We start from the raw sequence: 20,885 nt of genomic DNA, 5'->3' as shown, positions 1-20,885 counted from the left end.
CCGGCCAAAACTTTGGCCGCCGTTCGGACACTACAGCATTTCCCGTGCAGACGGTAGGCCCGTGACATTTCATGGAGATGGGTCAGGACCGTCCCCGGGGCACGGTCCCGAGAATATCTCAATGAACCGATGTGATCTGGCTTCGAGCCGGAGTTTGTCAAAAACTCCGGCCCAGGATTGTGGAATCAGCCCCGCGCCGTAACAATGGCTTCCTTCAGCCCCTTTTCGTCCAGCACGCCGGGATAGATATGCGACCCGATGACGAAGGATGGCGTGCCGACGAAATTCAAGGCGAGTGCCTGGTTGTAGTTGCGGTCGAGCAGGCCGGAAATCTTGTCACTATGCTTGTTCACTGCCGTGACGATGTCCTGCATCTTCACGCCGGCACCCGTCAGCGCTTTCTCCACCACCTCCTCAGTCAGCTTGCCGGACGTGCGCATCAGGGCTTCCATCGCCTTTTCATACTGGCCGATCTGCGCGGCGCCGAGAACGGCCTGGGCGGCGAAGATCGAAGCGCCGCCGAAGACCGGCCAGTCCTTCAGCACGAGCCGGATGTTGCCATCCTCTTCGGCGAGCTTCTTCACCGTCGGATGCGACTTCTTGCAGTAAGGGCATTGATAGTCGAAGAATTCGACGAGGGTGACGTCGCCTTTCGGATTGCCGAGGACGGGCGCATCCTTGTCGAAATAGATCTCCTCCTTGGTGACGTCCTGCGCAAACGACAGGCGCGGCATGAGCGTCGACAGGGCTACGGTGCCAAGAGTGGCGTTGATGAGAATTCTACGGGTGAGCATCAGATTTCTCCCTTTCCAGATTGTTCGGGGCCGAGCACAACGACGCGCGAGCCCTTAGGCACGCGGCGATGCAGATCGATGATGTCCTGGTTGAACATGCGGATGCAGCCGGACGACACGGACCTGCCGATCGTCCAGGGCTCGTTGGTTCCATGGATACGATAGAGCGTGTCCTGTCCGCCCTTGTAGAGATAGAGCGCACGGGCACCGAGCGGGTTGTTGATGCCGCCGGGCAGCCCCTTGGCGAGCGGTTCGTAGCGCTCCGGTTCGCGCTTGATCATGTTCGGCGTCGGAGTCCAGCCGGGCCATTGCGCCTTGCGGGATATATCCGCCTCGCCGACGAAATCGAGGCCCGCTTTCGCGACCCCGACGCCGTAGCGCATGGCTTTTCCGTTCTCCATGACGAGATAGAGAAAACGGGCATAAGGATCGACGACGATGGTGCCCGGCGGCTCCTTGGTCTGGTAGTCGACCACCTGGCGGACATTCTTCGGCTCGATCTTCGCAACATCTACGGCCGGTATCAGGTTTCCACCGTCGTCGATCGCTGAATACATGCTGGCCACTGCCGGGTCGACCATCGCCACGTCCGGCTCGACGGCTGGCCGGGTCGTCTGGACACAAGCCGACAGGGACAGCAAGACCAAAGGCATGGCCAGGAGCCGCACCCGGCTCAAAAGCCCCAACTGGTTAGATTTTCGCATTCATATGTCCTTTTCCGCAAGCGGAGTTGTAATTCTACTGATCTGTTCCGACAGGCTCTCGCGCGAGATTTCGCCGAGATGCGAAGCGGCGAGCGTGCCGTCGGGGTGGATGAAGAGCGTCGCGGGCAGGCCCGGCGCCGCGTAGTGCCGCGACAGAAGCGAGGTCTGGTCGACGATTGCTGTCTCGATCACTATGCCGGCATCAGCCAGATAGTCTGCGACGCGGTCTGTCGCTTCACCCTGATTGGCGAAGACGAAGTCGATCTGCGGATGGCTGCGCGCCATTTCCGCCATCATCGGCATTTCGCGCCGGCAGGGCGGACACCAGCTTGCCCAGAGGTTGATGACAAGCGGGCGGCCGGCGCGCTCGGAAAGAGCGATAGAGCGGCCATCCAGCGTCACCAGCCGTGTGTCGGGGGCAGCGATCTCCCCGCTGCTTCCCAGGACGGCAAGGGTCGAGAGCCAGGCAACCGCACCGACCGCCAGAGTGATTCCAGCCCATGGCAGCAGACGGGGAGATTTTCTGAGCAGGACCACAGTTGAAATCAGGACGCCGGCCAAGGCCCCCGACGCGGAAAAGCCGCCCTGCCAGAAGGCCAGGATGCGCCATGGTTCGGCAAGAAAGCTCTCCAGATGTGGCAGGACATGACCGGCGCGCGCGCCGATCAGGCCCAGCACGAGCGTCATCGTCGACCACGGCCCCAGACGGCTGTCGGCGCGCGAGGACAAAAGACTTGCCAGGGCAAGGAAGACACCGATGCCGAGGATGGCGGCCAGTCTTTCGACGTCGAAGGCAAACGGACCGATCGAAACCGCATTCATTGGAGGGCCGCCTCCGCCCGACTGGCGGACAGAATCAGATTGTCCTTGTCGACCTCTCCAACAAGCCGTGTCTCCGGAACTTCCGCCGTACCGTCAAAGAACAGCATGGTCGGCGGACCTACGACATCAAGCGATTTCATCAGGGCAGCGAGATCTGCATTGCTTGCAGTAAGGTCGACGCTTAGCCGATCGAAACCGGCCAGTGCGTCGGCCACCTCGGGCCGCGACAACACCTTTCTCTCGATCGTCCGGCAGCTGACACACCAGTCAGCCGTGACATAGACGAGGGCAGGTCTCTTGCGCTCGGGGTTGGCGGCAAGCAGGGCTTCGAGCTCGCGAGAGGATCCCACTTCGGAAAAATCCTTCTTCGATACACCAGCCGGGGACAAGGCGACCTTGCCCGCCGAGAACGACGCAAGCGGCGCCAGGGGATCGGTTGCTCCCGCTGCGAGCCCGACGGCGAGCACGGCGCCATAAAGGGCCGACAGCAGCCCCACCGACTTGCCGAGACGTGGGAGCGCGCCGGTTTCTGGGCGCAGGCTGTCGAAAGCGCCGATGAACACGCCGAAGGTGACGAGCAGGGCTGACCAAAGCCCAAGCACCACCGCTCCCGGCAGGAGCGGCTCTGCGAGCCAGATGGCCGTGGCAATGAACAGGAAGCCGAAGAACTGACGGATGCGTTCCATCCAGGCGCCGGCACGCGGCAAAATGCCCGAACCGAACGTGGCCATCACGATGAGCGGAACAGATTTGCCGAGCCCGAGCGCGAAGAGGGCCGCGGCTCCAAGAACCATGTCGCCGGAACGCGCGATATAGAGAAGTGCGCCGGCAAGCGGCGCGGTGACACAAGGCCCGACGATCAGGGCGGAGGTAAAGCCAAGCGCCGCCGCCGAACCGACCGATCCGGCGCCGGATCTATTGCCCCCCACGAACCGCCGGGTGATCGCGGCCGGCAGTTGCAATTCAAACAGGCCGAAGCTGGCAAGGCCGAGCACGACGAAGAGCGCGGCAGTCAGCGCAATCGTCACCGACGACTGCAGGGCGAACTGAAGGTTCTGCCCGGACCAGGCGGCGAACAAACCGAGCATGCCGAAGGCGGTCGCAAGCCCCAGCCCGTAGGTCAGCGAGAGCATGAAGCCGCGCCGCGCCGTCAGCCGCTCGCCTTCGCGCGCCAGGGTCGCGGCGAGAATGGGATACATCGGGAAAACGCAAGGCGTAAAGGCCAGCAGCATGCCAAGGCCGAGAAAGGCCGCCAGAAGTAGCGGCACGCCGCCGCGGGCGAGGAAGCCCTCGACCATGCCGCCGGATTGTGGGGCAGCGCCTGCAAGTCCGGTGACGCTGCCGGCCAGGCGCGTTTCGACTGTTGCAGCCGACGTCTCGCCGGCAATTTGGGAGGGAATAGCCGACCCGGTTGTGCCGGCCGGCGTCCATACGCTCCCGCGCTCCGTCGCCAGCGCCGCAAGGTCAATCCTGCGCGTCGTCGGCGGATAACAAATCCCCTGGTCCTGGCACCCCTGGTAGGTGACTTCGATCACCGGGGCGTCGGCCAATGCGAGTGCCACTGCATGATCGAAGTAAACCTCGACCTTTCCGAAGCCCGGATCGTCCTTGAGGACGCCCGGCGTGGTTTCAAGAGCAACCGGTTTGCCCTCCGGCGTCACGGCGGCAAGGTAATCGCGATAGAGGTAATATCCCTTGCCAATGTCCCAATTCAACGAGACGCGGCCATCCCCGCTTCTTTCGGCGCTGAAGACGAATGCCTTGTCCATGTCGAGCGGCCGCTCGAGCGCCGCGGCCGGGATGGCAAACAGGGCCGAAAAGAGTAGCCCTATGACGAGTTTCGAATATTGCATGCCTTGTGTACTTCCGGCGGCGGACCATTTGTTGTTCGAGAAACGGGATCGGCCCGCTACCTTAAGGCAGGCTTAAGGTGAGCATCGCATTGAGGACATCAAGGTCAGGTTCACGGAGGTGTGATGCGTCTACTGGTGGTTGAAGACGACGAGGTTCTATCGGATGGCTTGAAGGTCGGGCTGAAAATGCTCGGCTTCACCGTCGATGTGGTCGGCTGCGTTGCGGACGCCTTGGAAGCCGTTGCCGTCAACCGCTTCGATGCCATCGTACTCGACCTGATGCTGCCGGACGGCTCCGGTCTCGTTATGCTTGCCCGACTGCGTACCTCGGGCGAGCGCACACCAGTTCTGCTGCTGACTGCCCGCGACGAAGTGGGTGATCGCATTGCGGGGCTGGACGCCGGCGCCGACGACTATCTCGGCAAGCCCTTCGACCTCGACGAACTGGCCGCGCGTCTGCGCGCCATCATCCGCCGGGCGCAAGGGCGGGCGGAAAGCCGGCCGCAATGGCGTGGTGTCACCCTCGATCCGGCGCGCATGAGCGCCGAGCAGGACGGCCGGACCGTGCCGCTGTCCCGACGCGAATTCACCATCCTGCAAGCCTTGATGGACAATCCCGGCACAATCCAGTCCAGGACGGCGCTGGAGCAGAAGCTCTACGGCTGGCAGGAGGATGTCGAAAGCAATACGATCGAGGTCCATGTGCACAAGATCCGCGCCAAGCTCGGCCCCGGGCTGATCGAAACCGTCCGCGGCGTCGGCTACCGGCTGAGGGATACGCCATGACCTCGATCCGAATCAGGCTCTTTGCCATCCTGCTCGCCACCACGGGCGCGGTCTGGCTCTTCGCGGTGATCTGGACCTACGTCAACACCCAGGCTGAGGTCGAGCGGGTGCTCGATGCGCGCCTGACCGAAGCCGCGCGCATGGTCAGCTCCCTGATCACCGACCACCATATCGATGTGGCTGCCGCCAATGCCCGGCAGCCAAGCAGCGAGTTCGAGCGTGTAGAGGGTGACTACAATCGCCAGCTGTCCTGTCAGATCTGGTCCTTGCAGGGAACGCTTGTCAGCCGTTCCGAAAGCGCACCCGCCATCTCTCTGGCCGATCACCGTGAAGGATTCGCCGAAACAGAGATCAACGGAGAGCGGTGGCGGGTCTTTGCCGTGATCAATCCGACGCTTGGCGTTCGGGTGCTGGTCGGCGACAGCCTGAAAATCCGCGAAAAGTTGGTGGGTGATGTAATCAAGGGTCTGCTGCTTCCGGCCCTGGTGATCCTGCCCTTGTTGTCAGTGCTGATCTGGCTGAGCGTCGGTCGCGGACTTGCCCCGCTCAACCGGATCGCGGCGAGCCTCTCATCGCGTTCCGCAACCGAGCTTCACCCCCTCTCCGAGGCGCCGGCTCCCCGCGAGATCCGGCCCATGATCGTCGCCTTGAACAGCCTATTCCGGCGAGTCGAAGACGTGCGCGCAAGGGAAAGCGACTTCACCGCCTACGCCGCCCATGAACTGAAAACGCCGCTCGCCGGTCTGAGGACACAAGCACAGATCGCTATTCGCAGCGAGGATCCCGACACCCGGCGCCAGGCCCTCGGCCAGATTCTCCACAGCGTAGACCGCACCAGTCGCATGGTCCGGCAGTTGATCGACATGGCGCGGGTGGATGCGCGGGACAACGCCGTCGCGCAGGATGAGGTCGATGTGCTGCGGCTGATCGAGGAGCTTTCCACCGAACTGTCGCCCGTAGCGGTTCAACGAAATGTACGTATCACAATCCGTCCCGATGCCGGAAAAGAGACGATGTGCATCGCAACCGACCGAACACTATTACGGTTGGCCCTGCGGAACCTGCTGGAGAACGCACTACAGCATGCCCCTGAGGGAACGCAAGCCGTCTGCGCCATCCGCTTCTCGGATGATCGCCTGACGATCGAAATCGACGACCCGGGACCCGGCATGTCTCCGACCGAGCAGAAGCGGGCGGTCGACCGGTTCTACAGGGGCTCCCAAGGGGCGGCCTCCGGTAGCGGCCTTGGGCTGTCCATCGTCCAGATGGCCGTCGAACGCCTCGGCGGGAGCCTGGATTTTCGCAACCGCACCGAGGGTGGCTTGTCGGTGGCGGTGACACTGATGCGAAACAAAGCGTAGCGCCCTCCCGCCGAGACGGCCTCAGTCTTCAATTAAGAGCAGCGCAGGCGTTTCCAGCAGGATCCTGAGCCGCTGGATGAAGGTCGCGGCGTCCCAGCCGTCGATCACGCGATGATCGAAGCTGGAAGACAGGTTCATCACCTTGCGCGGCACGAACTGGCTCCTGCCATCCCAGACGGGCCGCGTGGCGATCTTGTTGACGCCGATGATCGCCACTTCCGGATGGTTGATGATCGGCGTCGAGACGATGCCGCCAAGCGAGCCGAGTGAACTGATTGTGATCGTTGAACCGGCCAGTTCCTCGCGCTGGGCGCTACCGTCTCGCGCGGCCTCGGCAACGCGCGCCAGTTCGCCAGCGCAATCCCATAGGCCGCGGGCCTCGGCATGGCGAACGACCGGAACGGCGAGGCCGGCCGGCGTCTGCGTGGCGATGCCGATGTGCACCGCCGCGTAGCGGGTGATGACGCCCTCATCCCCGTCGAATGTGGCGTTCATCGACGGCTGCTCACCCACCGCCTTGACCAGCGCCCGCATCAGGAAGGGCAGGATCGTCAGCTTCGGCTGATGCTGCTTTCGCCTGCCGTTCATCGTTGCGCGAAGTTCCTCGAGAGCGGTGACGTCGACTTCCTCGACATAGGTGATATGGGGAATACGCGAGACGGAAAGCGCCATCCTCTCGGCGATCTTGCGCCGCATTCCGGTAATCCTGATCTCCTCGACGGAGGTCCTTCGGGTAAGGCCGGTGGTTGCCGGAGCATGCGCGCCGGACGACAGGACGAGATCCAGATCCTCATGCGTGACGCGACCCTCTGGCCCGGTTCCCCCTACCTGCGCAAGATCGATGCCTGCCTCCTTGGCGCGTTGGCGAACGGCTGGGGCCGCCAGCGGCTTGGAGACAGGTTCGGCGACGGGAGCCGCCAGAGACCCGGCCTGCGACGAAACCGGCTCTGGCGCCTCGTCAACCGGCAAACGAGTTTGCGCTTCCACTGCCGATTGCTCATCCTGCACGGACACGGGCTCCTCCCCGCCGTCCGCGACTTCGATCCGCACCAGCGGCGCCTTGACCGCGACCGTGTCACCCACTTCTGCGCCAAGCCAGGTCACGACGCCCGCCACCGGCGAGGGTATCTCGACCGTCGCCTTGTCGGTCATGACGGCCGCCAACACCGTGTCTTCGCGGACAGGATCGCCGACCTTCACGTGCCATTCGACAAGTTCGGCCTCGGCAACACCTTCACCGACGTCGGGCATATTGAGAACAAATTCGCTCATGGGTTACCCCTTCATGATTTCTTCAAGCGCCCTGCCGATGCGGAGCGGACCGGGAAAATAGTCCCACTCCTGGGCATGGGGATAAGGTGTGTCCCAGCCGGCGACGCGGACCACGGGCATTTCCAGATGGTAGAAGCAGTGCTCCTGCACGAGCGCTGTCACCTCCGCACCAAAGCCCGAGGTCAACGTCGCTTCATGGACCATCACGCAGCGGCCGGTCTTCGAAACGGATTGTACGATCGTGTCGAGATCGAGCGGCAGCAGGCTTCGAAGGTCGATGACCTCGGCATCCACGCCCGTCTCCTCGGCCGCCGCCAGCGCCACATGAACCATTGTGCCATAGGCAATCACGGTGACGTCGTTGCCCGGCCGCCGGATCTCGGCCTTGCCGATCGGCACCGTGTAGTGCCCGTCGGGAACCTCGCCGAGCGCATGGGCCGACCAGGGAACTACCGGCCGGTCATGATGGCCGTCAAACGGACCGTTGTAGAGACGTTTCGGCTCGAGGAAGATCACCGGATCCGGATCCTCGATCGACGAGATGAGCAGGCCCTTGGCATCGAAGGGGTTTGATGGAACGACGACCTTCAGACCGCAGACATGGGTGAAGAGCGCCTCCGGACTCTGGCTGTGGGTCTGACCGCCGAAAATCCCGCCGCCCGTCGGCATCCTGAGCACGATCGGACAGGTGAAGTCACCATTGGATCGATAACGGATCCGCGCCGCCTCCTGGGTGATCTGGTCGTAGGCGGGAAACATGTAATCGGCGAACTGGATCTCGACGCAGGGCCTCAACCCATAGGCCGCCATTCCGATCGCCGTGCCGACGATGCCGGATTCATTGATCGGTGCATCGAAGCAACGCGTGGTGCCGTATTTTGCCTGGAGCCCCTGGGTGGCACGGAAGACGCCGCCAAAATATCCCACATCCTCGCCAAAGACGACGACATCGTCGTCGCGCTCCATCGAGACGTCCATGGCGCTACGGACAGCTTCGATCATTGTCATTCTGGTCATCTCAGCACCCCGCCATCTGGTGTTGACGTTGGAGGTGAGGCGGCATCTCGGCATAGACACCTTCAAAGATGTCACGCAGGGACGGCTTTCCGCCGGCATGCAAGGTGCCGTGGCTCTCGGCCTCCTTCTGCGCCCTGATCACCATGTCCATGATTTCGGCTTCAGCCTGCAGGTGCCGCTCTTTTGACCAGACACCGCGGACGATGAGATGATTCTTCAGCCGCAACACCGGATCGCCGAGCGGCCATGCCTCCGACTCGGTCTTCGGCCGGTAGGCGCTGGGATCATCCGACGAGGAATGGGCACCGACACGGTAGGTCACATGTTCGATGAGTGTCGGGCCGAGGTTGCGACGTGCCCGTTCCACCGCCCAGCGCGCCACGGCATGGACGGCAAGATAGTCGTTGCCATCGACCCGCAATGCCGGAATGCCGAAGCCGAGGCCGCGTGCGGCAAAGGTACCGGAACCGCCTCGCGCAATACCCTGAAACGTCGAAATGGCCCATTGGTTGTTGACGACGTTGAGAACGACCGGCGCCTTATAGGTCGAGGCAAAGACCAGCGCGGAATGAAAATCGGATTCCGCAGTCGATCCATCGCCGATCCAGGCCGCCGCTATCTTCGTGTCCCCCTTGATCGCCGAGGCCATCGCCCATCCCACGGCCTGGACGAACTGGGTGGCGAGATTGCCCGATACCGTGAAGAAGCCATGCTCCTTGGACGAATGGAGCACGGGCATTTGCCTTCCGTGCAGGGGATCCTCCTTGTTGGAGAAAATCTGGTTCATCATGGTCACGAGCGGATAGTCGTCGGCGATCAGCAATCCGGCCTGGCGATAGGTCGGAAAATTCATGTCGCCCCTGGAAAGGGCTTTGCGGAAGGCGCAACTGACCGCCTCCTCGCCAAGGTGTTGCATGTAGAAGGATGTCTTTCCCTGCCGCTGCGCCATCAGCATGCGCGCATCGAAGGCGCGCAGCAGCATCATATGCTTCAGCCCGGCAAGCAGTTCCTCGTCCGACAGCAGGCCGGCCCAGGGGCCGACCGCTTCGCCCTCCCGATTGAGCACCCGGATGATCGAATAGGCCAGATCGCGCATGGTCTCCGGCGCGGCGTCGATCTCAGGCCTCGGCACCGATCCCGCCTTTGAGATTTCAACATTGGAAAAGTCCGGCTGGTCGCCCGGGCGGACGGCCGGTTCCGGCACATGCAAGCTCAAACGCGTGCTCTCGGTCATGCCCTTATGCTCCTCCTCACGGTCGCCACCTCCTCCAGGCGGGGAACCAAGTCGCTATGGTCTTCAGCCGCGCTCGATGGCGATTGCTGTCGCCTCGCCGCCACCGATGCAGACCGCAGCCATCCCCCGCCTGAGGTCATACTGCTGAAGCGCGGAAAGCAGCGTCACGATGATCCGCGCCCCCGAAGCCCCGATCGGGTGACCGAGTGCACAAGCGCCACCATGGACGTTGACCTTGTCATGCGGCAGGTCGAGTTCGCGCATCGCCGTCATGACGACCACCGCAAAGGCCTCGTTGATCTCGAACAGATCGACATCTGCGAGTTGCCAACCGGTCTTTTCTGCAAGTCGAGTGAGCGCACCGACCGGCGCGGTGGTGAATTGCGCCGGCGCGCGTGCGTCCGTCGCGTACCCCATGATCGTGGCAAGGGGTAAGATGCCGCGTCGTTCCGCTTCAGACCGGCGCATGAGCGTCAGCGCAGCCGCGCCATCGGAAATGGAACTGGAATTGGCCGCCGTCACAGTGCCGCCGTCGCGAAAGGCAGGTTTGAGAGTGGGGATCTTGTCAGGCTGGGCCTTGCCGGGCTGCTCGTCGATCGCGATCACCTGCTCGGTCCTGCCGCTAACGACGGTGACGGGAGCGATCTCGTGTTCGAACCGACCTTCGGCTATCGCCTTGCGGGCACGGGTCAGCGAGGCCACCGCATAGGCATCTTGCATCTCGCGCGTGAACCGGTAGGCGTCGGCGCAATCCTCGGCGAAGGTCCCCATCAACCGGCCGCGATCATAGGCATCCTCAAGCCCGTCAAGGAACATGTGGTCCGTCAGCTTGCCATGGCCGAGACGATAGCCGGCACGGGCGCGATCCAGCAGGTAGGGAGCATTGGTCATGCTCTCCATGCCGCCGGCGACCGCGACAGACGAACTGCCCGCGGCGATCAGGTCATGGGCCAGCATCACGGCCTTCATGCCCGAGCCGCACATCTTGTTGATCGTGGTGGCGCCGGTGGTGTTCGGAATGCCCGCACCAATCGAGGCCTGTCGCGCCGGCGCCTGCCCTTGACCGGCCGACAGCACGCAACCGAACAGGACTTCGTCGACCTCGGCCGCGGCGATCCCAGCGCGCCCGACCGCCGCGCTTATCGCCGTTGCTCCGAGAGCGGGCGCTGTTGCGGATTTCAGATCGCCCTGAAATCCGCCCATGGGTGTTCGGCCAAAACCGACGATAACGATAGGATCATGCTCGGCCACTTCCCACCTCCTTGGAAAGAACTTTGCTGGAATTCGGGCTCCTCCAAGCCCGAATTGCACATCGCCGGATTATGAGATTAAATAACCCCATCGACCTGCGATTGGTAAACGGTATCACCATGCAGAATTCATTTCAAAGCTATTTTGATTGACAGACAACTCAAGATTCATATCTTTGATCCACTGGTGCCAAGAACTGTAGATCATTTGACCCATGGAAGATCTCGACAGCTTCGATCGGAAAATCCTCCACGTCCTCAGTGAGGACGGGCGCATAAGTTGGCGTGATCTGGCATCCCGCATCGGACTTTCCTTCACACCGACGCTCAGGCGCGTGCGCAAGCTGGAGGACGCGCAGATCATCCGCGGATACACCGCCGTTTTCGACGAGAACCGACTGCTCGGCACCATGGGCGTGTTTATCTCCGTGACGCTCGAACGGCAGATCAAGGATGTACTGACGATATTCGAACAGAGCGTCGCGTCCCTCCCGGAAGTGGTCGGCGGCTACCAGACGAGCGGCAGCACGGACTATCTGATCCATGCCATGGTCCGTGACCTGCCCCATTACCAGCAGCTACTCGACTTCCTGACCACGGTTCCCGGGGTAGCGCGCATCCAGTCCAATTTTGCGATCAAGACATTCGTGCGCCGTTCGGCGGCTTTCACCGGAGGCGAACTGGCATAGGACACTGCAGCCGGCGTGGAGGAGACGTCGGCTGCCTTTAATCGCAGGCGACGGCTGCGTTACGATCCGTCTGGAGGAGGAGTTTAAGCGATGGGCCAGGATCTCGCCGCAATTTTCGATGCCGATCTCGGGGAGGAGATCGCCGCCTTGCGTGATAGTGTTCGCAAGTTCGCCCGTGACCGGATTGCGCCGATCGCAGCGGATATCGACAGGGAGGACCGCTTTCCGCGCGCCCTTTGGCCGGCGATGGGTGCACTTGGCCTGCACGGCATCACTGTTGCCGAGGAATATGGTGGGTCCGAGATGGGTTATCTCGCCCATTGCGTGGCCATGGAAGAAATAAGCCGCGCATCGGCTTCCGTCGGCCTGTCCTACGGGGCACATTCCAACCTCTGCATCAACCAGATCCATCGCTGGGGCACGCCCGAGCAGAAACGGCGATATCTGCCCAGACTCATATCCGGCGAGCACGTCGGTTCGCTCGCCATGAGCGAGACCGAAGCCGGGTCCGACGTCGTGTCGATGCGGCTGAAGGCGGAACACAAGGGTGATCGCTACGTGCTGAACGGCACCAAGATGTGGATCACCAATGGCCACGAGGCCGATACGCTGGTTGTCTATGCCAAGACCGATATGGCGGCCGGTCCACGCGGCATGACGGCCTTCATCGTCGAAAAGGGATACAAGGGCTTTCGGCCGGCGCAAAAGCTCGACAAGCTCGGCATGCGTGGCTCGCCGACCTCCGAACTGGTCTTCGAGGATTGCGAAGTGCCCGCGGAAAACGTGCTCGGCAAAGTGAACGAAGGCGTCACCGTACTCATGAGCGGGCTCGACTATGAGCGGGCCGTGCTGGCGGCCGGCCCGATCGGCATCATGCAGGCGGCCTTCGATCTCGTCCTGCCCTACAGCCGCGAACGCCGCCAGTTCGGCAAGCCGATCGGGGAATTCCAGCTGGTGCAGGGCAAGATCGCCGACATGTATACGGCCATGAACGCGTCACGGGCCTATGTCTATGCGGTGGCGCGGGCCTGTGACAGCGGCCGAACCACCCGACAGGATGCGGCAGGAGCAATCCTGTTTGCGGCCGAACGGGCGACGCAGGTTGCGCTTGACGCCATCCAGCTTCTGGGCGGAACCGGTTACATGAACGACAGCTCTGCCGGCCGCCTCTTGCGCGACGCCAAGCTCTACGAGATCGGTGCCGGCACCAGCGAGATCCGCCGCATGTTGATCGGCCGCGAACTCTTCAAGAGCAATGCGTGAGGGGATGATGCAGCTCAAATCCTCCCTCAGCCGCGACGCCACCTATCATGCCAATGTCGCCTTCATGCGCGGCCTTGTCGACGATCTGAGATCCAAGGTTGCCGACATCGCCTTGGGTGGCGGCGAGACGGCGCGCGCGCGGCACCTGTCACGTGGCAAGCTTCTGCCCCGCGATCGCATCAACGCGCTTCTCGACCCTGGCACGCCATTTCTGGAACTGTCGCAATTCGCAGCACACGGGGTCTATGACGAAGCCGTACCGGCCGCTGGCATCCTCACTGGTATCGGGCGGGTGAGCGGCCGCGAATGCATGATCGTCGCCAATGATCCAACTGTGAAGGGCGGCACCTACTATCCTCTCACGGTGAAGAAGCATCTGCGCGCCCAGGAGATTGCCCGGGAGAACCGCCTGCCCTGCATCTATCTTGTCGATTCCGGCGGAGCGAACCTGCCCCGGCAGGACGAGGTCTTTCCGGATCGGGATCATTTCGGACGCATCTTTTACAATCAGGCGACCATGTCGGCGGAAGGCATTCCGCAGATCGCCGTCGTCATGGGAAGCTGCACGGCAGGGGGAGCCTATGTGCCGGCGATGAGCGACCAGTCGATCATCGTCAAGAACCAGGGTACGATCTTCCTCGGCGGACCGCCCCTGGTAAAGGCCGCCACCGGTGAAGTGGTGACTGCAGAGGAACTGGGCGGAGCCGACGTCCATTCCCGCACCTCCGGCGTCACGGACCATTATGCCAATGATGACCGCCATGCGCTGGCGTTGGCACGACGTATCGTCGACACGCTCAACCGCCCCAAACACATCGATCTTGAAATCCGGCGACCTGTCGAACCACATTATCCGGCGGAAGAACTGCACGGCATCGTGCCCGACGATACGCGCAAACCCTTCGATGTCCGCGAAGTGATCGCCCGCATCGTCGATGGCTCCGAATTCGACGAGTTCAAGGCGCTCTATGGTACGACGCTGGTCTGCGGTTTTGCCCATATCTTCGGCTATCCCGTCGGCATAATCGCCAACAACGGCATCCTGTTTTCGGAATTGGCGCTGAAGGGCGCGCATTTCATCGAGCTTTGCTGCCAGCGCGGCATTCCGCTCGTCTTCCTGCAGAACATCACCGGCTTCATGGTCGGAAAGAAGTATGAGGCGGGAGGCATCGCCAAGGACGGCGCAAAGCTGGTGACGGCGGTGGCCTGCGCCAAAGTGCCGAAATTCACGGTCATCATTGGAGGCTCGTTCGGTGCCGGCAACTACGGCATGTGCGGCCGGGCCTATTCGCCGCGCTTCCTCTGGATGTGGCCGAATGCGCGGATTTCGGTCATGGGCGGCGAGCAGGCGGCCTCGGTGCTGGCGCAGGTCAGGCGCGACGGCTTGCAGGCACGAGGCAGAGACTGGCCTGCCGAGGAAGAAGAGGCTTTCAAGGAACCGATCCGGAAACGATACGACACCGAAGGCCATCCCTACTACGCCAGCGCGCGACTCTGGGACGATGGCCTGATCGATCCTGCGGACACACGCATGGTGCTGGGCCTCGGTCTTTCCGCGGCGCTCAACGCACCCGTCGAACGCACGCAGTTCGGCATATTCAGGATGTGAGGCGGCAATGTTTTCAAAAATCCTTGTCGCCAATCGCGGCGAAATCGCCTGCAGGGTCATTCGAACAGCGCATCGGATGGGCATCGGCACGGTCGCCGTGTTTTCCGAGGCGGATCGCGATGCAGTCCACGTGGCCATGGCCGACGAAGCCTACGCGATCGGGCCGGCGCCGGCCCGCGATTCCTATCTCGACGGCAAGAGGATCATTGCCGCCGCGCTTGCAAGCGGCGCCGATGCGATCCATCCCGGTTACGGCTTCCTGGCGGAAAACGCTGATTTTGCCGAAGCCTGTTCGGCCGCCGGTCTCGTCTTCATCGGCCCGCCCCCGGAGGCGATCCGTGCGATGGGCGGCAAGAGCGCGGCCAAGACCCTGATGGCGGCAGCCGGCGTGCCCCTGGTTCCCGGCTATCATGGAGACGACCAGTCGCCCGACAGGCTCACCGCAGAGGCGGAGAAGATCGGCTATCCGGTGCTCATAAAGGCGTCCGCCGGCGGTGGCGGCAAGGGCATGCGCATCGTCTCCCAGCCGGAGGATTTTGCCGCCGAACTGGCGGGCGCAAAGCGCGAGTTGCTGGCCGCCTTCGGCGACCAGCGGATGCTGATCGAGAAATATCTCGTCCGCCCCCGCCATGTCGAAGTGCAGGTCTTCGCCGACAACCACGGTAACTGCCATTCACTTTTCGAGCGCGATTGCTCGATCCAGCGCCGCCACCAGAAGGTCATCGAGGAGGCCCCGGCCCCCGGCCTGTCGGACAGCCTGCGCAAGCGAATGAGCGATGCGGCCGTCGCCTGCGCCCGCGCGATCGACTATTCCGGTGCCGGCACGGTGGAATTCCTGCTCGATGAAAACGGCGAATTCTTCTTCATGGAAATGAACACCCGGCTTCAGGTCGAGCATCCGGTCACCGAATTCATCACCGGTCTTGATCTGGTCGAATGGCAATTGCGGGTGGCGGCCGGCGAACGCCTGCCAAGCGGCTGGGCCGATCTGGAAATCCACGGTCATGCGATCGAGGCACGCCTCTATGCCGAGGATCCGGAACATGACTTCCTCCCGTCGATCGGCAGGATCAGCCATCTCGTCCTGCCCGGGCCGAACGCCCACGTCCGCATCGACAGCGGCGTCAGTGCCGGCGACGCAATCACGGTGCATTACGATCCGATGATCGCAAAGCTGATCGTATGGGACATCGATCGCGCCTCGGCGGTGCGGCGCCTCAGCGCCGCCCTGCGGGGCACGGCGATTGCCGGTGTGACCAGCAATGCCGGTTTCCTGGCGAAGCTGTCGCAACTTGAGGATTTCAAGGACGCCAATCTCGATACCGGCTTCATCACCCGCAACGAGGCTGCGCTCACGCTCGAACCGACAGCCGACGACACCACGGTTGCGATGGCCGCACTTGGCCTTTTGCTGGCGCGCAGGGCAACGGCAGGGCGCCGCTCCATGGCTGTAACGGATCCTTACAGTCCATGGGGCATGACGAATGCTTTCCGGCTCAATGAACCGGCGCGTGAGACGCTGCGGTTTTCTCTTGCAAAAACGCCAATGGAACTGGACGTTGCCCATCTGGCGCGCGGCTTCGAGATCGGTGTCGACGGCGAAACGATCCTGGTCGAGGGCATGCTTGGCCAGGATGGCAGGCTTTCCACGATGATCGGCGGAAGGAAACATACCGGCTACTTCCTTCCGGACGGACAGGCCTTCGATCTCCTCATCGAGGGAAACCGCTATCGCGTGTCGCCCCCCGACCTCGCCGGATCCGAGGGTCCCGAAGCATCGGTCGGCGGGCTGACGTCACCAATGCCCGGCGTTATCCGCGCCGTGTTGGCCGGGGCCGGTGACCAGGTCGTGGCGGGCCAGGCGCTCGTCATCATGGAGGCCATGAAGATGGAGCATACGATCCGCGCGCCGATGGCCGGTCTGGTCATGTCGCTGAATTGCGAGGAAGGCGCGATGGTCGAGGCAGGCATCGTGCTGGTCGATTTTGAGCCGGAGACCGACTGACATGGAGATGCCGCAAAGGGTCAAGATCGTCGAGGTCGGCCCCCGTGACGGGCTGCAAAACGAGAGCGTTCAAGTGCCTGTCGGCGTAAAGGTCGAACTCGTTGAACGACTGGCCTCCGCCGGACTGCCCGCCGTGGAGGCGGGTTCTTTCGTCTCACCGAAATGGGTGCCGCAGATGGCGGCGTCTGATGACGTATTCCGCAGGTTGTCGAGGCGATCCGGCACCTCCTATCCAGCCCTGGTGCCCAACCTCAAGGGGATGGAGGCGGCGATTGCGGCCGACGTGCAGGAGATCGCGGTCTTCGTTTCCGCATCGGAAGGCTTCAGCCGGAAGAACCTCGGATGCTCCCGGGCGGAAAGCCTCTCCCGACTCCGCGACGTCTTCGATCTCGCCATCGCCCAAGGCATCGAGGTCCGCGGCTATATCTCCTGCATTGCCGGCTGCCCCTTTGACGGCGACGTGCCGCCCGCCGAGGTCGAGGCCATGGCGAGCGAACTGATCGCCATGGGTTGCTATGAACTGTCGCTCGGCGACACGATCGGGGTTGGCACGGCAACGCAGATCCGCAGCATCATCGGCCGGGTTGCGGCCGATCTGCCGCGTGAGAGGATCGCCATGCATTTCCATGACACTTACGGCCAGGGCGTTGCCAATGTGCTGGCGAGCCTCCAAGAGGGCATTTCCGTCTTCGACAGTTCGGTCGCAGGCCTCGGCGGCTGCCCCTATGCGCCGGGCGCCACCGGCAATGTCGCCACGGAGGACGTGCTCTACCTGCTGCACGGCCTGGGCATTTCGACAGGGGTCGATCTGGCGGCGGTTGCCGAAACGGGAGCCTGGATCAGCAGCACGCTCGGCCGGCAGAACATGTCGCGTGCTGGACGGGCGCTGCTCGCCAGACAACAGGCTGGAGGGTGAGAAATGGCCAATGAACTGCTCATTGAGCGCCGAGGCAAGGTCTTGTGGCTGACGCTCAATCGCCCCGAAGTGCACAATGCGCTCAATGCGGCCCTGGCCAAAGGCCTTGTCGAAGCATTCCACATGGCCTCGTCTGACGAGACGCTACGGGCGGTGGTGCTGACAGGCGCCGGCGAACGCAGCTTCTGCTCGGGCGCAGACCTCAAGGAAAGCGCCGGCGGGATGTTCCGGTTCGAAGGCGGCGCCAATCCGATTGCCGAAATCCTGCGTGCCATCGAAACTTGCAGCAGGTTGGTTATCGCACGTATCAACGGCTCCGCCCTTGCCGGTGGCATCGGCCTCGTCGCTGCCTGCGACCTCGCCTATGCCGCCGAGCATGTGAAATTCGGCCTGCCGGAGGTCCGGGTCGGCCTGTTCCCGATGATGGTTACGGCGAAGTTGATGCCGCAAATGGATCTGAGGCGGCTGCAGGAAATGGCCTATCTCGGCGACGGCATTCCTGCGACGCTGGCCGAATTGAGCGGACTGATCACACGTTGCGTGCCGTCAGCTGAGCTCGACGCGAGGCTGTCCGCTGTTCTGGAGAGGCTCGACCAAGGCTCCCCTGCGGCGATCGCTGCCGGAAAGAAGGCGCTGCGCGAGATGCGGGAGATGGGGGGCGATGACAGGCTCGCCTTCGCCGAACGCAAGATCGCCGATCTCGCAGACACCGCCGAAGCCCGTGAAGGCCGCGCGGCCTTCGCCGAAAAGCGCAAGCCCCGATGGGTCGACTAACCGTGCTCTGATCCCAACGCCTCCAATTTACAAACGCATCAACCCCCGGCGCATTTCGCCTATGCCCACCCCCTGACGGCGCGGCTGCGCTCACGAACAGTCGCAAGAAGCTCCTCGGAAGGGGACGAATTTCGCACACGAGTTTACGCGAAGTTATCATATCTGGGATCATACCTCACACAGGGCATGTTCGACCCCTGTGACGGAAAATTCGATGACAAAAAGGCCCCTCTTGAATGAAGGTCGGATCGCTCCCGTGACTGGAGCTGAGACCGAAACTGATCGCCTGGCAAACGCGATGAGCTATCTCAGGGCTGTTGAACAAGAGGCCGCCGAGCGCCACAATTGGCTCGAGGCGATGATCAATCATATCCCGGACTACATTTATGCCAAGGACGCGGATGGTCACTTTCTGTTCGTCAATGAAGCGGTCGTTCGCGATAACGGCTTTGACCACGCGAGCGAATTGATCGGCAAGACGGATTTCGACCTCCACTCCTTCGACGCAGCCACGAGCATCGCAGAGGTCGAGCGCAGGGTGATGACGAGCGGCCTTGCTGATCTCGGTATCGAGGAACGTGCGCTTCGAGGCGGCGACGAGCGGTGGCTGATGATGTCGCGGGTGCCGTTACGCAACGGCAAAGGGGAATCGATCGGCGTTGTCGGCATGTCCCGCGATATCACTGCGCGCAAAGCCGCCGAGCATCTTTTGCAGACCCAGGCGCGACTTCTGGAACTGGTGGCAAAAGGGATGCCACTCGATCGGTTGCTTGAAGAGCTGGTCTTGATGATCGAGGCGCGAATGGGAGACACACGCGCAGCGGTTATGGTCATGACCGACGACGGTCGCCAACTGTCCCTGGGCGCCGCTCCTTCGCTTCCTGCCGAGTACTGCCAGTTGGTCAACCTGATCGAGGTAAGCCACGGTTCCGGCATTTCAGGCAGAGCGGCTTTTTCCGGCGAGCCGCAGAGCGCGCTCGATTTGATGGACGCGCCTCCCTCGGAGCATTGTCTGAGGATGGCGCGACGCTTGGGATTGCGGTCGTGCCGGTCAATGCCCATCCGGTCTCAAGGCAAGGTCCTTGGGACACTCGACCTATATTCGGAAAGGCCTGGCGCTCCGGATCCCAGGCATAATGATCTGATCGGACTGGCTGCGGATCTTGCCGGCATTGCGATTGAACGGAGCCGTGCGGAAGCGCGCATCAGCTTTCTGGCCCGTCACGACGCTCTGACGGGACTGCCGAATAGACTGCACTTGGATGCGGAATTTGAGAATTTGCTGGCTTCCGCTGAAAAAGCTGGCCGAGACGTGGCGGTCGCCTTCGTGGACCTGGACAATTTCAAGCTGGTAAACGACAGCCTGGGTCATGCGGCCGGAGACGATCTCTTGAAGATTACGGCGGCCAGAATGCGCGAATGCGTTGAGGACGGCGGAATGGTGGCGCGGGTCGGGGGCGACGAGTTCATAATCGCTCTCCCCATCGCACGCGGCGCCGACAGCTCGCTCTCGGAGAAATTTGAGCACGTGCGCAGGCGGATTGCCGAACCGATGCTTCTGGAAGGTCTGCATTTTCATGTCACGAGCAGTATCGGCGTCGCATGCTACCCTGTTCACGGCATGTCAGTCGCGCAATTGCTGCTGAACGCCGACGCTGCGATGTATCGGGCAAAGGAAGTCGGCCGCGACAACTTGCAGATCTTCTCAACCGAAATGGCAGAGACGGCTCACGAGAAGCTCAAGCTGACCGAACAGATGCGCCAGGGTCTAGGGAAGGACGAATTCGTCCTGCACTTCCAGCCTCAGTGGAACCAGCAGTCCGGTGCTGTCTCTGGTGTGGAAGCGCTGATACGCTGGCAACATCCTCAGCTCGGCCTGGTATTTCCCTCGGACTTCATTCCGCTGGCTGAAGAGACGGGACTTATTGCCAACATTGGCGACTGGGTCTTGAACGAGGCGTGCAGGCAGGCAAAAGCCTGGCAGGAACAGGGTCTCCCACCCCTGGTCATGAGCGTGAATGTGTCGGCCCGCCAGTTCAGGGAAAGAGCCTGGGTATCGCAGGTGGCAGATGCGCTTGCGACCAGTGGCCTCGATCCTCAATACCTTGAGCTTGAAGTCACTGAAAGCCTGATCATGCAGGACATGAACGGCGCGATCGACCGCATGCGACAACTGACCGGGCTCGGCGTGAAGCTCGCGATTGATGATTTCGGAACCGGCTATTCGAGTCTGAGCGCCCTGAACAGCTTCCCGGTATCCCGGTTGAAGATCGATCGCTCCTTTGTCGCCGATATTCCGGAAGATGCCGGTAATATGGCGATCACTGCGGCTATTGTTTCGCTTGCGCAAAAGCTGGGCTTGAACGTAATCGCCGAAGGCGTCGAGACGGCAACCCAGGCCGCTTTCCTTCTGCAATGCGGGTGCGAAGACATGCAGGGCTATTATTTCAGCAGGCCGATTGATGCCGAACAATGCGAGGCGCTTCTCCGTTCCGCCCCGCTTCTAGGTCGGCAATAGACCACTCCTTGGACAACG

17 protein-coding genes are annotated in these 20,885 nt (G+C 62.4%); 9 read left to right on the top strand and 8 right to left on the bottom strand.

What is annotated here, in order from left to right:
• Positions 1-185 precede the first annotated feature (185 nt).
• From ACWPVA_RS20045 to dsbD, 4 genes are read right to left on the bottom strand one after another with little or no spacing between them, the layout of a single operon-like run.
• A complete protein-coding gene (locus tag ACWPVA_RS20045; protein WP_454289335.1) occupies positions 186-794 on the bottom strand; it encodes a DsbA family protein in 609 nt (202 codons plus the stop codon).
• A complete protein-coding gene (locus ACWPVA_RS20040) occupies positions 794-1,498 on the bottom strand; it encodes a L,D-transpeptidase (RefSeq protein WP_454289334.1) in 705 nt (234 codons plus the stop codon). The genes ACWPVA_RS20045 and ACWPVA_RS20040 overlap by 1 nt, the downstream gene beginning before the upstream one ends.
• A complete protein-coding gene (locus ACWPVA_RS20035; RefSeq protein ID WP_454289333.1) occupies positions 1,499-2,320 on the bottom strand; it encodes a prolipoprotein diacylglyceryl transferase family protein in 822 nt (273 codons plus the stop codon).
• On the bottom strand, positions 2,317-4,173 hold the full coding sequence (gene dsbD / locus ACWPVA_RS20030; RefSeq protein WP_454289332.1) for a protein-disulfide reductase DsbD: 1,857 nt from the start codon (positions 4,171-4,173) through the stop codon (positions 2,317-2,319). The genes ACWPVA_RS20035 and dsbD overlap by 4 nt, the downstream gene beginning before the upstream one ends.
• Positions 4,174-4,296: 123 nt before the next feature.
• Between dsbD and ACWPVA_RS20025 the strand changes: the two genes are divergently transcribed.
• The gene (locus tag ACWPVA_RS20025; protein WP_454289331.1) at positions 4,297-4,959 is read left to right on the top strand and encodes a response regulator; all 663 of its coding nucleotides are present in this window, start codon (positions 4,297-4,299) and stop codon (positions 4,957-4,959) included.
• Positions 4,956-6,320, top strand: a complete 1,365-nt coding sequence (locus tag ACWPVA_RS20020; RefSeq protein WP_454289330.1) for an ATP-binding protein — start codon at positions 4,956-4,958, stop codon at positions 6,318-6,320. Before ACWPVA_RS20025 ends, ACWPVA_RS20020 begins: the two co-directional genes overlap by 4 nt.
• Before the next feature lie 21 nt (positions 6,321-6,341).
• On the opposite strand, the gene ACWPVA_RS20015 is transcribed toward ACWPVA_RS20020, so the two are convergent.
• The 4 genes from ACWPVA_RS20015 to ACWPVA_RS20000 all read right to left on the bottom strand — a co-directional run bounded on the left by ACWPVA_RS20015 (position 6,342) and on the right by ACWPVA_RS20000 (position 11,094).
• Positions 6,342-7,592, bottom strand: coding sequence for a dihydrolipoamide acetyltransferase family protein (locus tag ACWPVA_RS20015; protein WP_454289329.1), 1,251 nt, complete (start codon positions 7,590-7,592; stop codon positions 6,342-6,344).
• 3 nt (positions 7,593-7,595) lie between these two features.
• On the bottom strand, positions 7,596-8,609 hold the full coding sequence (locus ACWPVA_RS20010; RefSeq protein WP_454289328.1) for an alpha-ketoacid dehydrogenase subunit beta: 1,014 nt from the start codon (positions 8,607-8,609) through the stop codon (positions 7,596-7,598).
• A 1-nt stretch (position 8,610) separates the two neighbouring features.
• Positions 8,611-9,843, bottom strand: coding sequence for a thiamine pyrophosphate-dependent enzyme (locus ACWPVA_RS20005; protein WP_454289327.1), 1,233 nt, complete (start codon positions 9,841-9,843; stop codon positions 8,611-8,613).
• Between the two features lie 63 nt (positions 9,844-9,906).
• A complete protein-coding gene (locus ACWPVA_RS20000; RefSeq protein WP_454289326.1) occupies positions 9,907-11,094 on the bottom strand; it encodes an acetyl-CoA C-acyltransferase in 1,188 nt (395 codons plus the stop codon).
• A 214-nt stretch (positions 11,095-11,308) separates the two neighbouring features.
• On the opposite strand from ACWPVA_RS20000, the gene ACWPVA_RS19995 reads away from it, so the two are divergent.
• The 7 genes from ACWPVA_RS19995 to ACWPVA_RS19965 all read left to right on the top strand — a co-directional run bounded on the left by ACWPVA_RS19995 (position 11,309) and on the right by ACWPVA_RS19965 (position 20,867).
• Positions 11,309-11,782: an Lrp/AsnC family transcriptional regulator gene (locus tag ACWPVA_RS19995; RefSeq protein ID WP_454289325.1), complete on the top strand. Its 474-nt coding sequence runs from the start codon at positions 11,309-11,311 to the stop codon at positions 11,780-11,782.
• A gap of 90 nt (positions 11,783-11,872) precedes the next feature.
• Positions 11,873-13,045: an isovaleryl-CoA dehydrogenase gene (locus ACWPVA_RS19990; protein WP_454289324.1), complete on the top strand. Its 1,173-nt coding sequence runs from the start codon at positions 11,873-11,875 to the stop codon at positions 13,043-13,045.
• Between the two features lie 7 nt (positions 13,046-13,052).
• On the top strand, positions 13,053-14,654 hold the full coding sequence (locus ACWPVA_RS19985; RefSeq protein WP_454289323.1) for a carboxyl transferase domain-containing protein: 1,602 nt from the start codon (positions 13,053-13,055) through the stop codon (positions 14,652-14,654).
• 7 nt (positions 14,655-14,661) lie between these two features.
• The gene (locus tag ACWPVA_RS19980; protein WP_454289322.1) at positions 14,662-16,659 is read left to right on the top strand and encodes an acetyl-CoA carboxylase biotin carboxylase subunit; all 1,998 of its coding nucleotides are present in this window, start codon (positions 14,662-14,664) and stop codon (positions 16,657-16,659) included.
• A gap of 1 nt (position 16,660) precedes the next feature.
• Entirely contained in the window at positions 16,661-17,575 is a 915-nt protein-coding gene (locus ACWPVA_RS19975; RefSeq protein ID WP_454289321.1) for a hydroxymethylglutaryl-CoA lyase, read from the top strand.
• Positions 17,576-17,578: 3 nt separating this feature from the next.
• Positions 17,579-18,349, top strand: a complete 771-nt coding sequence (locus tag ACWPVA_RS19970) for an enoyl-CoA hydratase-related protein (RefSeq protein WP_454289320.1) — start codon at positions 17,579-17,581, stop codon at positions 18,347-18,349.
• Between the two features lie 214 nt (positions 18,350-18,563).
• Entirely contained in the window at positions 18,564-20,867 is a 2,304-nt protein-coding gene (locus ACWPVA_RS19965; RefSeq protein WP_454289319.1) for an EAL domain-containing protein, read from the top strand.
• Positions 20,868-20,885 lie beyond the last annotated feature (18 nt).

It is taken from the genome of Rhizobium arsenicireducens (assembly GCF_964021225.1).
This window is presented reverse-complemented; position numbering and strand designations above follow the sequence as displayed.